The 17,017-nt window shown below is 41.7% G+C and carries 15 protein-coding genes; 6 read left to right on the forward strand and 9 right to left on the reverse strand.

Going from position 1 to position 17,017, the window contains the following annotated elements; all coding sequences use genetic code 11:
• Window positions 1–219 precede the first annotated feature (219 nt).
• The 4 genes from SNE25_RS05320 to SNE25_RS05335 all read left to right on the forward strand — a co-directional run bounded on the left by SNE25_RS05320 (window position 220) and on the right by SNE25_RS05335 (window position 5,158).
• On the forward strand, window positions 220–2,685 hold the full coding sequence (locus SNE25_RS05320) for a PIG-L family deacetylase (protein WP_321564053.1): 2,466 nt from the start codon (window positions 220–222) through the stop codon (window positions 2,683–2,685).
• On the forward strand, window positions 2,682–3,062 hold the full coding sequence (locus tag SNE25_RS05325; RefSeq protein ID WP_321564054.1) for a DUF1398 family protein: 381 nt from the start codon (window positions 2,682–2,684) through the stop codon (window positions 3,060–3,062). The genes SNE25_RS05320 and SNE25_RS05325 overlap by 4 nt, the downstream gene beginning before the upstream one ends.
• 80 nt (window positions 3,063–3,142) lie before the next feature.
• Window positions 3,143–3,334 carry a hypothetical protein gene (locus tag SNE25_RS05330; RefSeq protein WP_321564055.1) on the forward strand — a complete coding sequence of 64 codons (192 nt, stop codon included), beginning with the start codon at window positions 3,143–3,145 and terminating at the stop codon, window positions 3,332–3,334.
• Window positions 3,335–3,442: 108 nt separating this feature from the next.
• On the forward strand, window positions 3,443–5,158 hold the full coding sequence (locus SNE25_RS05335; RefSeq protein WP_321564056.1) for a sodium:solute symporter: 1,716 nt from the start codon (window positions 3,443–3,445) through the stop codon (window positions 5,156–5,158).
• Window positions 5,159–5,173: 15 nt separating this feature from the next.
• Here SNE25_RS05335 and SNE25_RS05340 read toward each other — a convergent pair whose 3' ends face one another.
• Window positions 5,174–6,022 (reverse strand): DUF2911 domain-containing protein, encoded by an 849-nt coding sequence (locus SNE25_RS05340; protein ID WP_321564057.1) that lies wholly within the window; start codon window positions 6,020–6,022, stop codon window positions 5,174–5,176.
• A gap of 248 nt (window positions 6,023–6,270) precedes the next feature.
• On the opposite strand from SNE25_RS05340, the gene SNE25_RS05345 reads away from it, so the two are divergent.
• The gene (locus SNE25_RS05345) at window positions 6,271–7,458 is read left to right on the forward strand and encodes a class I SAM-dependent rRNA methyltransferase (RefSeq protein WP_321564058.1); all 1,188 of its coding nucleotides are present in this window, start codon (window positions 6,271–6,273) and stop codon (window positions 7,456–7,458) included.
• Between the two features lie 127 nt (window positions 7,459–7,585).
• Here the strand turns inward: SNE25_RS05345 and SNE25_RS05350 are convergent, their stop codons facing one another.
• The 7 genes from SNE25_RS05350 to SNE25_RS05380 form a co-directional block, all read right to left on the reverse strand.
• Window positions 7,586–8,344 (reverse strand): TerC family protein, encoded by a 759-nt coding sequence (locus tag SNE25_RS05350; RefSeq protein ID WP_321564059.1) that lies wholly within the window; start codon window positions 8,342–8,344, stop codon window positions 7,586–7,588.
• A gap of 90 nt (window positions 8,345–8,434) precedes the next feature.
• Complete coding sequence (locus SNE25_RS05355) at window positions 8,435–9,844, reverse strand: DUF4097 family beta strand repeat-containing protein (protein WP_321564060.1); 1,410 nt, start codon at window positions 9,842–9,844, stop codon at window positions 8,435–8,437.
• On the reverse strand, window positions 9,825–10,391 hold the full coding sequence (locus SNE25_RS05360; RefSeq protein WP_321564061.1) for a hypothetical protein: 567 nt from the start codon (window positions 10,389–10,391) through the stop codon (window positions 9,825–9,827). Before SNE25_RS05360 ends, SNE25_RS05355 begins: the two co-directional genes overlap by 20 nt.
• The gene (locus SNE25_RS05365) at window positions 10,388–10,948 is read right to left on the reverse strand and encodes an RNA polymerase sigma factor (RefSeq protein WP_321564062.1); all 561 of its coding nucleotides are present in this window, start codon (window positions 10,946–10,948) and stop codon (window positions 10,388–10,390) included. The genes SNE25_RS05360 and SNE25_RS05365 overlap by 4 nt, the downstream gene beginning before the upstream one ends.
• 161 nt (window positions 10,949–11,109) lie before the next feature.
• Entirely contained in the window at window positions 11,110–11,637 is a 528-nt protein-coding gene (locus SNE25_RS05370) for an ATP-binding protein (protein ID WP_321564063.1), read from the reverse strand.
• Window positions 11,638–11,706: 69 nt separating this feature from the next.
• Complete coding sequence (locus tag SNE25_RS05375; protein ID WP_321564064.1) at window positions 11,707–13,005, reverse strand: M20/M25/M40 family metallo-hydrolase; 1,299 nt, start codon at window positions 13,003–13,005, stop codon at window positions 11,707–11,709.
• 5 nt (window positions 13,006–13,010) lie between these two features.
• Window positions 13,011–14,885 (reverse strand): M61 family metallopeptidase, encoded by a 1,875-nt coding sequence (locus SNE25_RS05380; protein WP_321564065.1) that lies wholly within the window; start codon window positions 14,883–14,885, stop codon window positions 13,011–13,013.
• 139 nt (window positions 14,886–15,024) lie between these two features.
• Between SNE25_RS05380 and SNE25_RS05385 the strand changes: the two genes are divergently transcribed.
• Complete coding sequence (locus SNE25_RS05385) at window positions 15,025–15,306, forward strand: hypothetical protein (protein WP_321564066.1); 282 nt, start codon at window positions 15,025–15,027, stop codon at window positions 15,304–15,306.
• An 87-nt stretch (window positions 15,307–15,393) separates the two neighbouring features.
• On the opposite strand, the gene SNE25_RS05390 is transcribed toward SNE25_RS05385, so the two are convergent.
• On the reverse strand, window positions 15,394–16,926 hold the full coding sequence (locus SNE25_RS05390; protein ID WP_321564067.1) for a serine hydrolase: 1,533 nt from the start codon (window positions 16,924–16,926) through the stop codon (window positions 15,394–15,396).
• Between the last annotated feature and the right edge of the window lie 91 nt (window positions 16,927–17,017).

Raw genomic sequence — 17,017 nt, forward strand, 5'->3', positions numbered from 1 at the left:
ATCAAACGATTGATTAAAAAGATAAGGTTGATGCTCAAAAGTTAATCAATTGATTAATGATTACTATTGAATGACAGAATTGTTTTTATTGTGACAATTTTTTTTGAGTTCTTTAAATAAATGTTTAAACTGTTATATTTTTCATAATATAATGTTGGTTCAGTGTTATATTATTGATACAAAAAATATAAATCTCCATCTTTCAATATATTTGTTGCTATGAAGCGGATAAACCTCATTACCATCTTTTTATATCTTTCCACATTTGCAATAGCACAAACCTCGCCACCCGCCGATCTGGGTACTATAGAACAGAATTTTAAAAAGCTCAACACATTGGGCAGCGTGTTGTATATTGCCGCCCACCCCGACGACGAAAACACCCGTTTGCTGGCTTATCTGGCTCAGGAAAAGCATTACCGTACTGGTTATTTATCTTGTACACGCGGCGATGGAGGACAAAATTTAATTGGTAATGAGCAAAGCGAACTTTTAGGGTTGATACGTACACAGGAGTTACTGGCTGCCCGTAGGGTTGATGGCGCTGAACAGTTTTTTACCCGGGCCAACGATTTTGGTTTTTCAAAAGGGCCCGAAGAAACGCTTAAAATATGGGATAAACAGAAAGTATTGGGCGACATGGTTTGGGTTATCCGCAAGTTCAGGCCCGATGTAATGATCTGCCGTTTCCCAACAACCGGTGAAGGCGGCCACGGTCATCACACCTCATCGGCTATTTTGGCGCAGGAAGCTTTTACAGCTGCCGCAGATCCTAACCGTTATCCCGAACAGCTAAAATATGTAAAGCCATGGCAGGCCAAACGCTTATTATGGAATACGTTTAGTTTCGGCAGCGTGAATACTACCGCAGCTGATCAGTTTAAAATTAATGTAGGTACGTACAATCCGGTGTTGGGTAAAGGCTATGGAGAAATAGCCGCTGAAAGCCGGAGCAATCATAAAACACAAGGTTTCGGATCTGCTAAACAAAGGGGCGAATCTTACGAATATTTTAAAACCATTTTGGGCGATGCTCCGCAGAATGACCTGATGGACGGGGTAGAAACCTCCTGGAAACGAGTTAAAGACGGTGAATCTATTGGCGCCGCTATCGGCATTATCCACAGAGATTTTAACCCGGAGTATCCGGAAAAATCGGTGCCTGCGATGGTGCAATTACTTAACCGCGTTGAAAAAGTTTCAGATATATACTGGCGCAAGCAAAAAACAAAGGAACTGAGCGATCTGATAGCGGCCTGTTCCGGATTATGGTTTGAGGCCTATACTGCCGAGCCTACTTACGCGCTGGGCGATAAGATCCAAATCCGTTCGCAGGTGGTTAACCGATATAGCAATCGAGTAAAAATTAATAGTATATCCTGTCAAAGCAATACTTCCAGTCTAAATAGCCAGGTTATACCTGCCAATCAGCTGCAAACATTTGAACAAACATGCTCTGCTGATAAAATTACACAACCCTATTGGTTGCAAACACCACATGAAATTGGTGCGTATAATATTCCCGATGACACACTTGTCGGCAACCCCGAGAACCCAGACCTTCCCAAAGTTGAGTTTGAATTTATTATTGAAGGCAAGCCCGTGCGTTTTGAACGCCGCCTGGTATATAAATATGTTGACCCTGTTAGAGGGGAGGTTTACCAGCCATTAGAAATAACGCCACCGGTTACCGCTAATATTGAAAACCAGGATTATATTTTTAACGCAGCACAACCGCAGGTAGTTCAGGTAAAACTAAAAAGCTTTACTACTGCCAGTGGAAATATCAGTATCAAACCCATTGCGGGCTGGAAGATAAGCCCCGAAAAAATTGATTTTGCTGATAAAAATAAAAACGATGAATGGACAGTTGCCTTTACCGTAACACCTGCTGATAATAAACCCCAGACAAACAATTTGGAGGTTGTTACCACCGCTAACGGAAAACCTTTTACTATGGGGCTACACCGTATACGATATGATCATATTCCGGCAATTACACTGTTCCCGGCCTCCCTGGCCAAATTGGTAAATCTCGACGTGAAAATAGCTGGTAAAAAACTTGGATACATTGCAGGTGCCGGCGACCTTATGCCTGAAGCCTTGCGCCAGGTTGGATATGATGTACATTTACTATCTGAAAGTGAGGTTATGAACAATGATCTTTCCATATATGACGCAATTATTACCGGCGTGCGTGCCTATAACGTAAATGAGCGACTGGCTTATGAGCAAAGCCGTTTAATGGATTACGTAAAAAATGGCGGCAATCTGTTAGTACAGTATAATAATAATGCAGGCCTTGTTGTAAGGCAGATTGGGCCTTATCCCTTCAGAGTGGTTAACCGCCGTGTTACTGATGAAAATGCGGAGGTAACTATACTTGATAAGCAAAACCCGGTATTAAATTATCCTAATAAAATCACGCAGGATGATTTTAAAGGCTGGATACAGGAACGCGGTTTATACTTTGTAACCGATATCGATCCGCAGTATAAGGCTGTTTTTAGGATGAATGACAAAGGAGAGGAGCCTAACGATGGTTCGCTGATTGTTGGCGATTATGGCAAAGGGCGCTTTGTTTATACTTCGCTTGCTTTCTTCAGAGAGTTGCCTGCGGGTGTCCCGGGAGCATATCGTTTATTCGTAAATTTATTGAGCAAGCCTAAAAATCAATCATTATGAATGTAGAAGAGAAACTGAAGGAGGCTTATGCCACAGCCAGGAACTATCCTGAACTCGCCGCAAAATTGATTGATGCCGGGATACTGTCATACACTGTTGAGGTAGCCGCTGGGTTGATGTTTTATCGCTTAGCCAATGGCGAAACCATATTTCATGGCAATAACGCTGAGGCCCACAGCATAGCCACCACCTTTAATCATGACGAGGTTGTGAAAACTATTCGGGATAATCAGCAAGGTAAAACAACCTATCCTGAATTTATGGAAGGTATTGCAAATGCAGGAGTGAGGTTTTATGAAGCCACATTGCAGGGCGACCGTAAAAGGGTTACTTATATGGGTACAGGTGGTTTTTATGAGGAAGAAATACCTTTGTAACATTTGCAAATGACCGTTAAATAAAATGTTGATAAAAAACAATTAATCACCTATTTTTGTCGGGTTATAAAAACAGTAATATGAAACATCACGAAGAAGAAGAAAAAAGCTTGGATTTTATATTTTACCTGGTAGGATTGGTATCTGGCCTTTTTGTAGGTGCAATAATTGACGTAGGATTTATCTGGATACCAATTGGTGGTGTTTTAGGCTTATTAACCGCCGCTTTCTTTGTGACTGTTTTGGTTAAAGGCCGCGGTGAAAAGGCGTGATCCTGATCTGCCATCTTTTATAAAAAATTGGAACCAGTTTTACGGCATTGTTGTCGCGTGGCTGTTTTTTTTAATTTTAGTATTTTGGCTCATTACAAAATCTTTTGAATGAGTTTAACCGATTGGATAGTTTTAGGCACTACGCTATTGGTCATAGTGCTTTACGGCGTATGGAAAAGCGGCAGTAATAAAAATATCGATCAGTTTTTAATGGGCAATCGCTCATTGCCGTGGTATCATGTAGGGCTTTCGGTTATGGCTACCCAGGCCAGCGCCATTACCTTTTTATCTGCACCCGGGCAGGCTTATTCAGATGGGATGCGGTTTGTTCAGTTTTATTTCGGTCTGCCGCTGGCCATGATCGTGCTTTGCATAACCTTTGTACCCATATTTCATCGCCTAAAAGTATATACTGCGTATGAGTTTTTGGAGCAGCGTTTTGATCTGAAAACACGGGCGCTCACCGCATTCCTTTTCCTGGTGCAGCGCGGGCTTTCAACCGGGATAACTATTTACGCACCATCTATCATTTTATCAACCATACTGAATATCAACACGGCCTATACCACCCTGTTTATTGGGGGGCTGGTTATATTTTATACAGTTTACGGAGGCAGTAAAGCAGTGTCGTATACACAGCTGCTGCAAATGAGCATTATTTTTTCGGGAATGTTTCTGGCGGGTATACTGGTGGTAAGTTTACTGCCGGAGGGAGTGGGATTTACACATGCTATAAAAATGGCCGGTAAGCTGGGCCGTATGAACGTGATCGACTGGAAGTTTGACCCGGATAATCGCTATAATATATGGAGCGGTATAATTGGCGGTTTCTTTTTGCAACTGTCTTATTTTGGTACCGATCAGAGCCAGGTGGGTAGGTATTTAACAGGTAGTTCGGTAGGGCAAAGCAGGTTGGGTTTAATCATGAATGGCCTTATAAAAATACCCATGCAATTCCTCATCCTGTTAATAGGTGTTTTGGTTTTTGCCTTTTACCAGTTCAATAAACCCCCTATATTTTTTAATAAATACGAGGTTAACAAGATAAAGCAAAGTAGTTACGCCACACAGTATAATTACCTCGATCAGCAATATTCACAGGCTTTTGAGCAAAAGAAAGTTAAAACCAATGATCTTATCAAGGCAATTGACAGCAAAGATAAAACACAAATAGACCGTGCCCAAGATGCCTTAAAAGTAGCCGACATCCAATCCCGCATTATCAGGCAAAATGCTATCGATCTGATGAAAAAAAACAGCAACGGGGCCGATGGCAATGATACTAATTATGTATTCCTCACTTTTGTTACGCAATACTTGCCAAGAGGGCTTATTGGTCTGCTGGTTGCCATTATTTTTCTGGCATCTATGGGGTCAACGGCCAGCGCGTTAAATTCACTTGCCTCAACCAGTGTGGTTGATATTTATAAACGTATCATTAATCCAAACGCAACAGAGAAGAATTATCTCGACGCATCCCGGCTGGCCACTATATTCTGGGGTGTGGTTTGTATTGGTATGGCGCTTTATGCAAGTCGCATAGGTAATTTACTTGAGGCAGTTAACCAGTTAGGATCGTATTTGTACGGCACTATTTTAGGGGTATTCATTGTGGCATTTTATGTTAAAAAGGTGAGGGGGAATGCTGTTTTTATAGCAGCCATAATAACCGAGATAGCAGTTTGTGTTTTGGGATATTTTGATGTAATAGCTTACTTGTGGCTCAACGCCATAGGATGTATCCTGTTAATCATAATAGCATATATACTTAATGGATTAATGCCACAAAAAAGCCTGCATCAAGCGGATGCAGGCTTGAAATAAAATTGATTTTGAAGCTTAATTTTTTGCCTGATCCAGTGCCTCCTGGTTCAGTCTGATATATTCTTCGTCATTACTGTCTTTAGCAAGCTTAATACCGGCCTCAGCTGCTGCAATAGCACCGGCTTTATTACCCTTTCTTAGCAATAAACGGGATTCCCATAATTTAAACCACGAACTTTTAGGCTCTTCTTTCTCGGCCTCTGCTACCCAACCTAAGGCTTTGTCAACATCTTTATTGTTTTCGTAATAATATTGTATGGCGTTAAAATAATAAGGCTTACGGTCGCCCTTCATCAGCTCATCAATGTTCGCTGTGATTTTCTCGTCATCATCAGTTTCCATGTGTATTATCGCCGCTGTGTGGTCCCATACCAAATACAGATCTGTTGATTTGGTAGTGGTATTTACAAACTGCATGGTAAAGGTTTCCCTTTTTTCATTCACCCGCCTTGATTTTACAGTGAACCGTAAAAGGTCATTAGCTTGTTTGTAACTGTAAGCGCCCCATTGTTTAACCGTTTTGTTGAGTATAATAGTCCACTCATTTCTTTCGGGAATACTAAAAAGCGAATATGTACCAGCCGGTACACTATGGCCATCAATAACTATTTTTTCGGTAAATGTTATGGTAGTAGCCGCATTGGCGCCGGTTCTCCAAACTTCACCATAAGGTATAATGCCGCCAAAAATTTTACGGTCCTTAACATTAGGTCTTGAATAGGTGATGGTCACTTTACCCAGTCCAAAATCCTGGATAATGGTTTGTGTTGAGCTGGCCTCAGGTATGCGGGGTACTTGCGCATAGCTTTTGAAGCTAATGCATGCCAATAGCATGATAGCAAGGAATAAGTAAGTTTTTCTCATTTTATGTTTTCGATACTAAGATACCAAATGTTTTTAATCGGGAAATATTGTATTGGAGCAATAATATTTATAAAAGTTTAATGAGATTGGAGAATAGTGAGCGGGAAGCAGTTTAAAAATACTGTTTCAATTTAATATTTTAATCTACGCTATTCACTCCTTAACGATCTCCAAATTATTTTACCTCTTTATTACTAACCATTCACCACGCGCCACTCACTATTCTCCATTTTAGTACCTTTGCAGTTATGATTGATGTTATATTAAATAAGGGTAAAGAAAAAGCTGTTCTGCAAAAACATCCCTGGGTATTTTCAGGTGCTATTGAAAAGGTAAAGGGTAAGGCGGTTAACGGCGATGTGGTGCGCCTGCTCAATTCAAAGGGCGATTTTATGGCTTATGGTTTTTATAACAACCAATCGAGAGTTGCTCTGCGGCTTTTGGAATGGAATGAAGATGTGGAAATAAACGACGATTGGTTCCGCACCAAACTGGCCGTAGCTGTAAAAAGCCGGGCGCATGTATTAGCTAACGGAACCAATACCTGCAGGCTGGTTTTTAGCGAGGCTGATTATTTGCCGGGGCTGATAGTTGATAAATATGCCAATCACCTGGCCGTGCAGGTTCTTACTTCGGGTATGGAAAAGATGATGCCGGTGATTGTTGATGAGCTGCAAAAACTGTTAAATCCTGAAAGTATATCAGATAAAAGTGATGCCGCGTCAAGGGCGCACGAAGGCTTACCTGAGGCCGAAAGTAAAGTGCTTGCGGGTAATGCGCCCCCCGAAATTGTGGAGGTATTGGAAAATAATGTTGTTTACGGCATCAATATCACCGAAGGTCAAAAATCGGGCTTTTACTGTGATCAACGCGATAACCGGCATATACTGGCAACTTATGCCTCCAATAAAAAAGTATTGGATTGCTTTTGCTATACCGGAGGTTTTACGCTAAACAGCTTAAAAAATGGCGCTGTGTCGGTAACCAGTGTGGATAGCTCTGCATTGGCTATTGAAACATTAAAAGAAAATATACAACTAAATAAACTGGATGCTGCCAGACATACCGCCATAAAATCTGATGTAAATACACAGTTGCGTAAATTCAGGGATGATGGTGAAATGTTTGATGTTATAGTGCTCGACCCTCCAAAATATGCGCCATCACGCTCGGCATTAACAAGGGCTTCGCGTGCCTATAAAGATCTGAACCGCCTGGGCATGCTGCTGCTGAATGAAGGTGGTTTGCTGGCTACTTATTCCTGCTCAGGAGCTATGGATATGGAAACTTTTAAGCAAGTAATTGCATGGGCAGCACTTGATGCAGGTAAGCAGGTACAGTTTATTTACCAGTTTCATCAACCCGAAGACCATCCGGTAAGAGCCTCATTCCCGGAAGGCGAATATTTGAAGGGGCTGCTTTGCAGGGTGTTTTAAAGATAAAATTTTGTCATGCTGAACAGAGTGAAGCATCTATTTTACGACATGCATATTTCGAGAACAGATCCTTCGCTGTCGCTCAGGATGACAAATTAGTATTTTATTGAGATTTCTGTGTTCAGTCTTATCTCTTTACTTTTTTCACGGCTTTTGCCTTCATTTTTAGGTTCAGCATTTCAACCAATACGGAAAAGGCCATAGCGAAATAAATGTATCCTTTGGGAATGTGCTGTTCAAACGCCTCTGCCAATAATGAAACACCTATAAGTAACAGGAATGATAAGGCCAGCATTTTCACGGTAGGGTGGTTGTTAACAAACTTAGCTACACCATTTGATGCCCACATCATAATACCTACCGCAATTACCACAGCAATGATCATGATCTCTACATGACTGGCCATACCTACAGCGGTAATCACAGAATCGAGCGAAAACACGATATCAAGCAGCATAATTTGTACAATGGTACCCCAAAAAGAATGTTTTTTTATGCTTTCAGTATTTTCTTCGTCGCCTTCAATTTTATGATGTATCTCGGCTGTACTTTTATAGATCAGGAATAATCCGCCCACTATAAGGATGAGGTCGCGGCCGGATATGGCTAATTTTTCAACCCAGTCTGCATCTGTGATGCTAAACAAATGCCCAAGGTTGAACAGGGGGGCAGTGAGCGTCATTACCCAGCTAATAGATAGCAGCAGCAACACGCGGGTAATCATGGCCATACCCAAGCCAAGCCTGCGCCCTTGGGCTTGCTGGCTTGCCGGTAATTTATCGGCAAGGATAGATATAAAGATGACATTATCAATACCCAAAACAATCTCCAGTAAGGTTAAGGTAATTAAGGATATCCACGATTCGGCCTGGGCAAATATTTCCATAGGTTGGCATTTATATCGCCCTAAAAATAATAAAACCTCTGCCTTAAATGGCAGAGGTTGGAAAATTAATGTTTAGAATGAAGAAAGCTCTTAATTAAAACTTACGCTGCCATAGCTGGAATTAATGGTTATTGTTTTATCGGTTCCACCTTTACCCAGATGGCCTTTATACGTTTTGGTTGGGTTAAATCCTCTTTCGCCGTCGGCCGGGGTTTTGCTGGTAATGTTGATGTCATGTCCGCCGTAGTTGAAACTGCCATAACGCACGGTTACATCAAAATCGGCATTTTGATCATTACTGATACCCAGCTTTACGCTTGAATAGGATGCGTTCACCTCTAAATTTTTAACGTTTTTGTCTATATTGTCAATATTCAGGCCACCACTGAACTTTACATTAATGCTTCCTGAGGTAGTAATTTTACCAATTTTAGCAGAGCCATAACTTATATTGGCGTTTAACTTGTTACACTCGCCCAGGTTTAAACTACCATAAGCAACATCCAAATCGCTACCATTAAGCGCGCCAATATTTGCACTGCCGTACCTTACGTTAATTTGATTGCCAGGGTTACTTAATGATTTTGTTTCGAGGCTGCCGTAGCTGGTATTAATGTTAAGTTTGCCTTCCAGGTCGGGCAAAGTTGTGCTGCCATATTTGTTATTTACATTTAATGGGTTTTTAGCAGGCATATACACCATGTAGTTCACCTCAATTTTGCGTACATTATTATGTTTGCCGCCAAACAGCGACCATGATTTATCTTCATTATTATTGTCGATATTGGTTTTAAAATAAACGCCCGAACCATCCTTACTATCCCTGATGGTTACATTGTCAAGCAGCTTCTGTGCCCTGTCGTCATCGTTTGACGCCACTTTAATTTGTACATCAACCTTTACCTCGTTTTTGGTCCAGGTGTTCACGGTTATTTTCCCAAAGCGGTTATCCAGATTTATTACGTCATTGCCATCAATAGGATAGCTTTTGCTATAATTTTTAACTTTTTCAACGCCATCCTGCACGTTATCGTCTGTATTTGTATTGTAGCTGAAATTGGTATCAAAATCCTTAAACCCAAAGGCAACCTGTGACATTGCGTTACTATCAAATTTATAAGCGAAATCGAGGCTGTCATTCAATTTGTAGTTGAATTTTTTAAGATGGGGTCTATCCATTTTAAACGCTATTTTTTTATCCAGGTGCTTAAGCTGCTTATCCAAATGTTTCAGCTTAACGTCCATCTGATATTTGAAGTTGGGCATTTTGATTTTTGCCATCTTCAATTGCATGTCCTTCATTTTTAGTTGCGTATCCTTCATCTCAAACTTAAAGTCAGCATCATTTAATGGTGGAATGGTTTTTAAAGGCGGTAAGGGTTGCACTGGCGGAACCGGAGGGGTTGGCTTCGCTATCGGAGGTTCCTGGGCAAAAGCCGGGCTCATTGCTAATAACATCAGCAGAGCCAGCAGTGACGGTTTAAATATTTTTGGTTTCATTTTGTTGACCTTTTTTCATTTGATTAAATTGCTCTATTACATTTAATTGCTGATTGAGCACCTCGGTTTGTATTTGCAAGTTCCGGATCATTGCACGTAAAACACGCTCCTGGTTAGGGCTGGTGGCCAAATCATTGTTGAGCTTTTTATAAGTAGAATCCATTTTAGCTATTTCTGCGCTAAACTCTTTGTATAGTTGCGGGTCGGCCTTGGCAACTGATTTTAATTCGGTAAGCTTTGTTTCAACCAGCGAAGCATAATGCAGTTGCTGTTTAGCATATTCGGGGTTAATTGCTGCCAGGTCAATTCCTTTTGCGCCTTTTTGGCTTTGAAGGTATATACCGAAACCTATCCCCATTACTATGATTACCGATGCCGCGACCCGAAGCACGAAAGCAAGAGAAAAAGTTTTTGTTTCCGGCTTTTTTGGCAACTCCTCCTGCAGGTTTAAGCTTTGCTCAATCCTGCTCCACAAATCGGCCGATGGTTCAACTTCATCAAATTCTTCCCTGTTGTTTTTAATGAAATCTTCAAATCGCTTGCTCATGATGCTGGTCCTTTCCTTTTTAAAATCTCCATTAATTTCCTTTTAGCTCTCAAAAACTGTGTTCTCGAGGTATTTTCTGATATGTTCAATATTTGACTTATCTCTTCATGGTCATAACCCTCAAGCAGGTAAAGCGACAGTACCACCCTGTAACCATCGGGCAATTCTTTAATGCCTTCTTTTACAACAGCTACCTGGTACTGCACATCATCTTCATCTTCGCTCTCTTCTTCAGGTATATTCTCTAAATGATCGCCCTCCAGTTCTATAAGCTCCAGCCTGCGTTTGCGCAACAGGTTTATAGAGCGGTTAACCACTATTTGTTTAAGCCATAAACCAAAAGTGGTTTCCTGCCTGAAATCTTTAAGCTTGTTAAAGGCATCCAAAAAAGCCTCCTGCAAAACATCTTCAGCCTCGCCAATATTGCCCACGATCCTAAAGGCGACGTTTAACATCGCTTTAGAATATAACCGGTACAATTCGTAACAGGCTTTCCTGCTTCCCTGTTTGCACTCAACTACCAGGTTGTAATGCTTATCAATATATATGGCTTCCAAATTCTGAACAGCTTTCAGATTAAATGACGCATCAGTTTTTGCAACGTTGCATCAACATGAAAAATAATTTGTTGGAACTTAGATTTTTTTGTCCGAACATACCAAACCGGTCTTAATTTATTGATTTTTAATTGAATGACGGGCTAAATCTACGGATGTACTTAATCGGCCGCCAAAAAATTATTAATAGCTTTTACGGCGTTATCATGTCTTTCTTCGCCGGCTCCCGATATAACTACATACCGTGCATTCAATGCATTAAGTTCTTTGTGCCACACGGCCATAAAGTGTTCGCGCAGATTGGGGAAATTGCGCAAGGGGTCATCCTGCCAGGGAAGGTCGATGTTTAACAGCAGGTAAAAATCATAGGGGTGGCGGGGCAATTCATCAAGTACCTCCTGGGGTGCTTTGCCAAATACGTGCTCGCTCCATATTTTAACGGTGATGAAGGTAGTATCGCAGATCAGGATACGGTTGGCTTTGGGCAGTAATTCCGCTTCAAGTGCAAGCTGACCGTGAAACATGTTAATTTCATCCTGAAAAGTACATTCACCGGTTAATTGCTCGCAATAACTCCTCGAGAATTCCGGTACCGCAATAGTATGATAATGCCCGGCAAGATAATCAGACATGGTTGATTTTCCTGTTGACTCCGGGCCTACTATTGCAATTTTAAGTACGTTTTTCATGAGAGACTAAAAGCAGCAGAGACGCCTGTAAAGCGTCTCTGCAATAATTTAACAAGCACAAATATCCGTTTATTTTTCGAGTTTGGCTACACGCGTTGGGGTATCCTTACCTGAAACTATGGTGCGTGAGCTCAAAGCGATAGCCCTGATGGTGGAGGTAATATTACTTACGTCAAGTGAGCTAAATTCATCCTTTACGGTATGATACAGTTTGTCAATGTCAATTTGGTCGGTTGAGATAGTATGCGCAGGTACGCCTTTCTCCGCCAGCGATGCATTATCGCTGCGGTAAAACAAATCCTGGTCGGGATAGGGGTCTGGATGAAATCTAAATACCGTTCCCTGCAAATTATTTTGTAGTATGGTGCCAAAGTTTGAGCGTTCAAACCCCGTTATGAAAGCCGAATTTTCGCCGAATTTGGAGGCTTTACCTATCATCTCGATATTAAACATGGCCACAACCTTGTCCGGATCAACTTTGGTGGCAAAATATTGTGAGCCATATTCGCCAATCTCTTCGGCTGTGAAGGCTACAAATATGAGCGTTCGTGCATTGTTATTAAGTTTTTTGTAGTACTTAGCCAGGCTAATTACGGCAGTAGTGCCTGAAGCATCATCATCGGCTCCGTTGGCGATACTATCACCTTCCATTGGTTTGATAATACCCAAATGGTCATAGTGGCCCGAGAAAACAACATACTCGTCGGGTTTGGTTTTACCGGGGATCATACCTGCTACGTTAAACAGGGGGAGCTCCTCAGTTTTGCCCTCATAGTTTACTTCAAATGACTTTACGCTATCAAACTTGCCTAAAACAAATACGATGGCTTGTGTATTATTGTCCGTTTTAAAGCTGGCGCTGCCGGCCATTACATGGTTGCGTACACGAGTAAACACAGCCTGAAAACGTGGATCGACGAGCATCAACATCTTTTTACCACTCTTGGTCGCAGCTAAGTACTCCTGGATAAAGTTTTTTTCGGGACCTATCTGTACCACTTGTACATCACTATTATTACTCCAGTTAAACGAGGCGCCAGCCGCTGCCACAACGCTATCGGCTGATATTGTTTTGCCGTTAATTGTGGCCGATATTTTCAACGGCGTTGAGCGTATCATGTTGAAATTCTGACGAAAACCGGTATTGCCGGTTAAAGGCTTTAAGCCCGCTTTAGTGTATTCGCCCTCAATGAAGGTAGCCGCTTTTTCAATGCCGGGGGTAAACGTGGCCCGCCCCTGCATATCGTCGGCACTCAGTGTTTTTATAATGCGTGTTACATCATCCTGGCTTATCATTTTGTTTACATCCTGTCCAAAGCTGTATGTTGATGCAGCTAACAGGGCGATTGTTGCTAAAGTTCTTTTCATGGCTGTTATTTAACTTTTGACTGTAACCAGTTATTACGGAAGGCCTCTTGCTCCTTGCTAAGTTGTTTGCCAGCTTTTTCGTAAGTAACTACTTCAAAATATGGGCTCTCTTCCAGTGTAATGGTTGTTTCGTGGGCACCGGTGCGGTTTTTATAGTTCACGGTTATCTTATCGCCGGGTTTTTTACCGGCAATTACAGTTGAAAACGATTTTGGGTCGCTGATGGTTTGCCCATCGGCTTTTAAAATAATATCACCTACATCGAGCCCTGCTTTGTAAACTGGAGTGCCAATGATAGTACTCGATAAAATAGGTAAACCTTCGGCGCCCGCTGCACGAGCCTGTCCTGCACGGCCACGACCAGGATTTGATGCCAATGAACCCGCCCAGGCTTTGCCTGGGTTTATTTTACGTAATATTAAACCGGCTTTACTTAATAATTCTTCGTAATTATTTTTATCGGTACCGTAAATGTAGCGTTTAAAGAAATCGGCGGCAAATTTGGGGTTATTGGTAACCTTGGCCAAATCGTTTTGCAGATCAGGAATGGTATAAGGTTTCATTACCTTGCCGCGGGCCAGCCAAATCTGGCGCATGTAATCATCAAGGGTTAAATTAAATTCGCTGCGCAGGCGAAGATCGAGGGCCAGGGCAATAGCGCCACCGTAGTAATAATAGGTTGTAAAATCATTTACGTTATTATTAGGGTCGATAGATACGCCTGCATCTGCAAATACCGAATAGCGGCTCATTTGTGTAGCCGGATATCTAGCGGCTCCCGGTGTGTTCAGGATCTGATTAATAAGTCCACTCAGGGTTTGAGTATAATCATCAAGGGTATTGAATCCTGAACGTGTAAGGAGCATTTCGCCATAATATTGTGTAAAACCTTCGGCAAACCAAAGTTCGCTGCTCATATTGGCGTGCTCAAAATTAAAAGGCTCCAATGATTTGGGGCGAATGCGTTTTACATTCCAACTGTGAAAATATTCGTGCGAGAATACGCCTAACAAATCATTTTCATTACCGGCTACTTTGTCAAGTTCATCAACAATACACGTAGAGTTACGGTGTTCCATGCCATCGCCCGAGGTTGTTGGATAAACGTCGGTTAAAAAAGTATATTCGCCATAATCATAAGCAGGAAATTCGCCATAAACCGCTTTTTCTTCCAGTACCAGTTTTTGCACCATTTTGCCAAAGTTATCAACCGTGGCCTGGTCATCATCTGAGTGAATGGTTACGTTGATCTTTTCTTTTTTACCATCGGCATTTGTTACATCCCAGCTGGTTATTTTATAATTAGCCAGCTCAGTTGGGCTGTCCATCATATACTGTAGGTTAGGGGCGCTGTAAACATTCACGCCTTCGTGTTTCAGTTGTGTAGCAACTTTCCATCCATATTTGTCAAGATCATTAAATTCAAACTTAACAGGTCGTTTATCCTGGCCAACTGCCCACATAAAAGTAGCGGGCATATTGAGGTGGGCATGGCTGGGGTCAATGCTGGCATAGGTACCGTCGGTCCAGTTACCAAACAGGGTATAGCTAATTTTAACATTAGCCGGATGATTTGCTACTTCATACAGATCACCTTCCAGTTGTGTGAGCTGCAGTGCATTGCCCTCAACATCGGTTGCTTTAACATTGTAAATGTTTTTGCCAAACTCATGTGTAGCGTAGCGCCCGGCAGACGAGCGGCTCATACGCAGTCGTAAGGGGCCATCAGGGACCTGCGGAATGGTCATCACAATTTCTGCCTCATGATGGGCGGCATTTGGGAACGATATAGCATAGTAAATGGCCTTTTGTGTCTCCTGCTGAGCAATGGCGGCAGAAGCAAAAAGGGCAACAACAGCACTTAGAAATATTTTTTTCATGTAAACCTTATTAACAGCGCTGAAATTACAATTAATCGTGGAAAAGTGTTATATCAAAATTGCTGACCCATTCCTTAATGTACATGCCGGAATCTGCTTATGAACAATTATGCGTATATTTAAATAAATTACTTAGCCCATGATCCTTTTTTCAAGAAGAAACTTGCATTACACCGATTACAAATGGAGCACTTATCACCAGAATGATCCACGTGTAAATGGTAAGCTTGATGCTACTCCTTTTACCAGGGACGAAGGCAACGAGGTGGTTTACATCGTTAATAAGCTGATGATACTTTGGGATTACCGCTTTACCAATACCGGCAATAAAATGGAAAAGCTGATACATGATCAGCTACCTCCTGAAATTGTTATGCAGCAAGAGGTTCAGGAATGGATTAAAGCTAATCTTAAGTTTTAAATAGTATTGAGTTTTTAGTCATGAGTTCTATAGGTGTTATTTTAAATTGGGCTGTTGTTTTCAAACTCAAAACCCATCACTCAAAACTCAATCCTTCTTAAACTCATAAGCACCACGTTCAATAAAATCAGCAACTTTAACTTTTACGCTTGTTACCCGGCCATTTTGAACGGTGAATGGAAAAACAGCTTTGCCAAGCGCAAGATCAGAGAAGGTAACGTAGAAACGATTGCCGCCTAATGGCTGCAATTTGGCAAACATAATTGGGTGATGTTCAAAACGCATCTCCAGATCATTGTTTTCTCCCTGTGTAACAGTCATACTGCCATAAAAGCTATTGCTATATTTACCGGTATATGCACTTATAGGCAACGCGGGTTTTAGATTGAGCAATAAGGTATCACGCAGTTTTCTGTCGGTTTGCTGTTCGGCAGACGCCTGGGTTTTATAATTTTTTAAGTACGCGTCGCTGTAATTGCGATAGCCGCGACCAAAATACGCGTCAAGTATTTCCCAGCGTAAAGCTTCATAAATCCTGTTCTGATCGGTATTGGTTAATATCACTATACCCAGGTTATCCTGTGGCGACAATGTTACCGACGACAGATAGCCATTTACGCCCCCATCATGCATAATAAGCCGGTGGTTAAAATAATCTTGTATAAACCACCCCAGGCCGTACAGCTCAAAATTGTTTTCGCCGTTAAGATGAAATTGACTGCCAACAATATCCTGCGGTTCGCGGGTTGCCATTATGGCCGTTTGAGGTATAACCTGTCTGTTACCAACTTTGCCATTATTCAACAAGGCCAGTACCCATTTGCTCATATCACTTGCCGATGAACTAATGGCGCCCGCCGGCGCGAGTCCATCAATCTGGCAGTAAGGTATCGGAGTTAACCTGCCGTCGTTGGTGAAAGTATGGGGTACAGTGCGGTTTAATGATTTAGGCAGATCCTTGCTTAAGGCCAGGGTATTGGTCATGCCCAGCGGGGCAAAAATGGCTTCTTTTATATATACTTCCCATGGTTTGCCCGCAACCCGTGGAATGAGCTCTCCGGCCGTTAAAAATGCAGCATTAGTGTAACCCCATTTGGTACGGAAAGGATAAGTCGCCTTAAGCTCTCCTAATTTTTTAATTACATCTGCACGGGTAAGGTTGGTGTTATAAAAAGTAAAATCGCCCTGAAAAGTCTGAAAACCCAGACGATGGCATAACAGGTCGCGTACGGTGGCCTCCTGGCCTGCAAATTTATTATCAAGTTTAAATTCCGGAATATATTTGGTTACTTTTTCATCAAGTGACAGCTTGTTATTGGCCTGCAGCATGGCAAGTGCCGTAGCAGTAAACGCTTTGGTGTTACTGCCTATCATAAACAATGTATTTACATCTACCGGATTGGGCAGCCCCAGCTCTTTAATGCCATAACCTTTTATAAGCACTATCTTGTTATCTTTTACTATACAAACGGCGATGCCGGGTACACGCCAGTTGGTAAGTGCCCGGCTTATATACAAATCAAGACTATCTTTTATGAATTTAGTACGGTCGGCGTGTTGGGCCCGGGAAGTAGTTATAAATGAAATACAAACAATAAAAAGTAGAAGTATTTTTTTCATTACACAGATATTACACTCTTTGATTGTGCTAATTTAATGCAAAATTTACAGCGGCTTTACTTAATTATAAAATAACGCGGCTTTTTAATTT

Origin of the sequence: Mucilaginibacter sabulilitoris, assembly GCF_034262375.1 — a bacterium.
Lineage (GTDB): Bacteria > Bacteroidota > Bacteroidia > Sphingobacteriales > Sphingobacteriaceae > Mucilaginibacter > Mucilaginibacter sabulilitoris.

Coding starts and splice junctions, on each gene's coding strand:
- SNE25_RS05355 (WP_321564060.1), bottom strand. CDS start 9,844: ATGAAACCAAAAATATTTAAACCGTCACTGCTGGCTCTGCTGATGTTA.
- SNE25_RS05325 (WP_321564054.1), top strand. CDS start 2,682: ATGAATGTAGAAGAGAAACTGAAGGAGGCTTATGCCACAGCCAGGAAC.
- SNE25_RS05345 (WP_321564058.1), top strand. CDS start 6,271: ATGATTGATGTTATATTAAATAAGGGTAAAGAAAAAGCTGTTCTGCAA.
- SNE25_RS05330 (WP_321564055.1), top strand. CDS start 3,143: ATGAAACATCACGAAGAAGAAGAAAAAAGCTTGGATTTTATATTTTAC.
- SNE25_RS05360 (WP_321564061.1), bottom strand. CDS start 10,391: ATGAGCAAGCGATTTGAAGATTTCATTAAAAACAACAGGGAAGAATTT.
- SNE25_RS05375 (WP_321564064.1), bottom strand. CDS start 13,005: ATGAAAAGAACTTTAGCAACAATCGCCCTGTTAGCTGCATCAACATAC.
- SNE25_RS05335 (WP_321564056.1), top strand. CDS start 3,443: ATGAGTTTAACCGATTGGATAGTTTTAGGCACTACGCTATTGGTCATA.
- SNE25_RS05390 (WP_321564067.1), bottom strand. CDS start 16,926: ATGAAAAAAATACTTCTACTTTTTATTGTTTGTATTTCATTTATAACT.
- SNE25_RS05340 (WP_321564057.1), bottom strand. CDS start 6,022: ATGAGAAAAACTTACTTATTCCTTGCTATCATGCTATTGGCATGCATT.
- SNE25_RS05320 (WP_321564053.1), top strand. CDS start 220: ATGAAGCGGATAAACCTCATTACCATCTTTTTATATCTTTCCACATTT.
- SNE25_RS05350 (WP_321564059.1), bottom strand. CDS start 8,344: ATGGAAATATTTGCCCAGGCCGAATCGTGGATATCCTTAATTACCTTA.
- SNE25_RS05385 (WP_321564066.1), top strand. CDS start 15,025: ATGATCCTTTTTTCAAGAAGAAACTTGCATTACACCGATTACAAATGG.
- SNE25_RS05380 (WP_321564065.1), bottom strand. CDS start 14,885: ATGAAAAAAATATTTCTAAGTGCTGTTGTTGCCCTTTTTGCTTCTGCC.
- SNE25_RS05370 (WP_321564063.1), bottom strand. CDS start 11,637: ATGAAAAACGTACTTAAAATTGCAATAGTAGGCCCGGAGTCAACAGGA.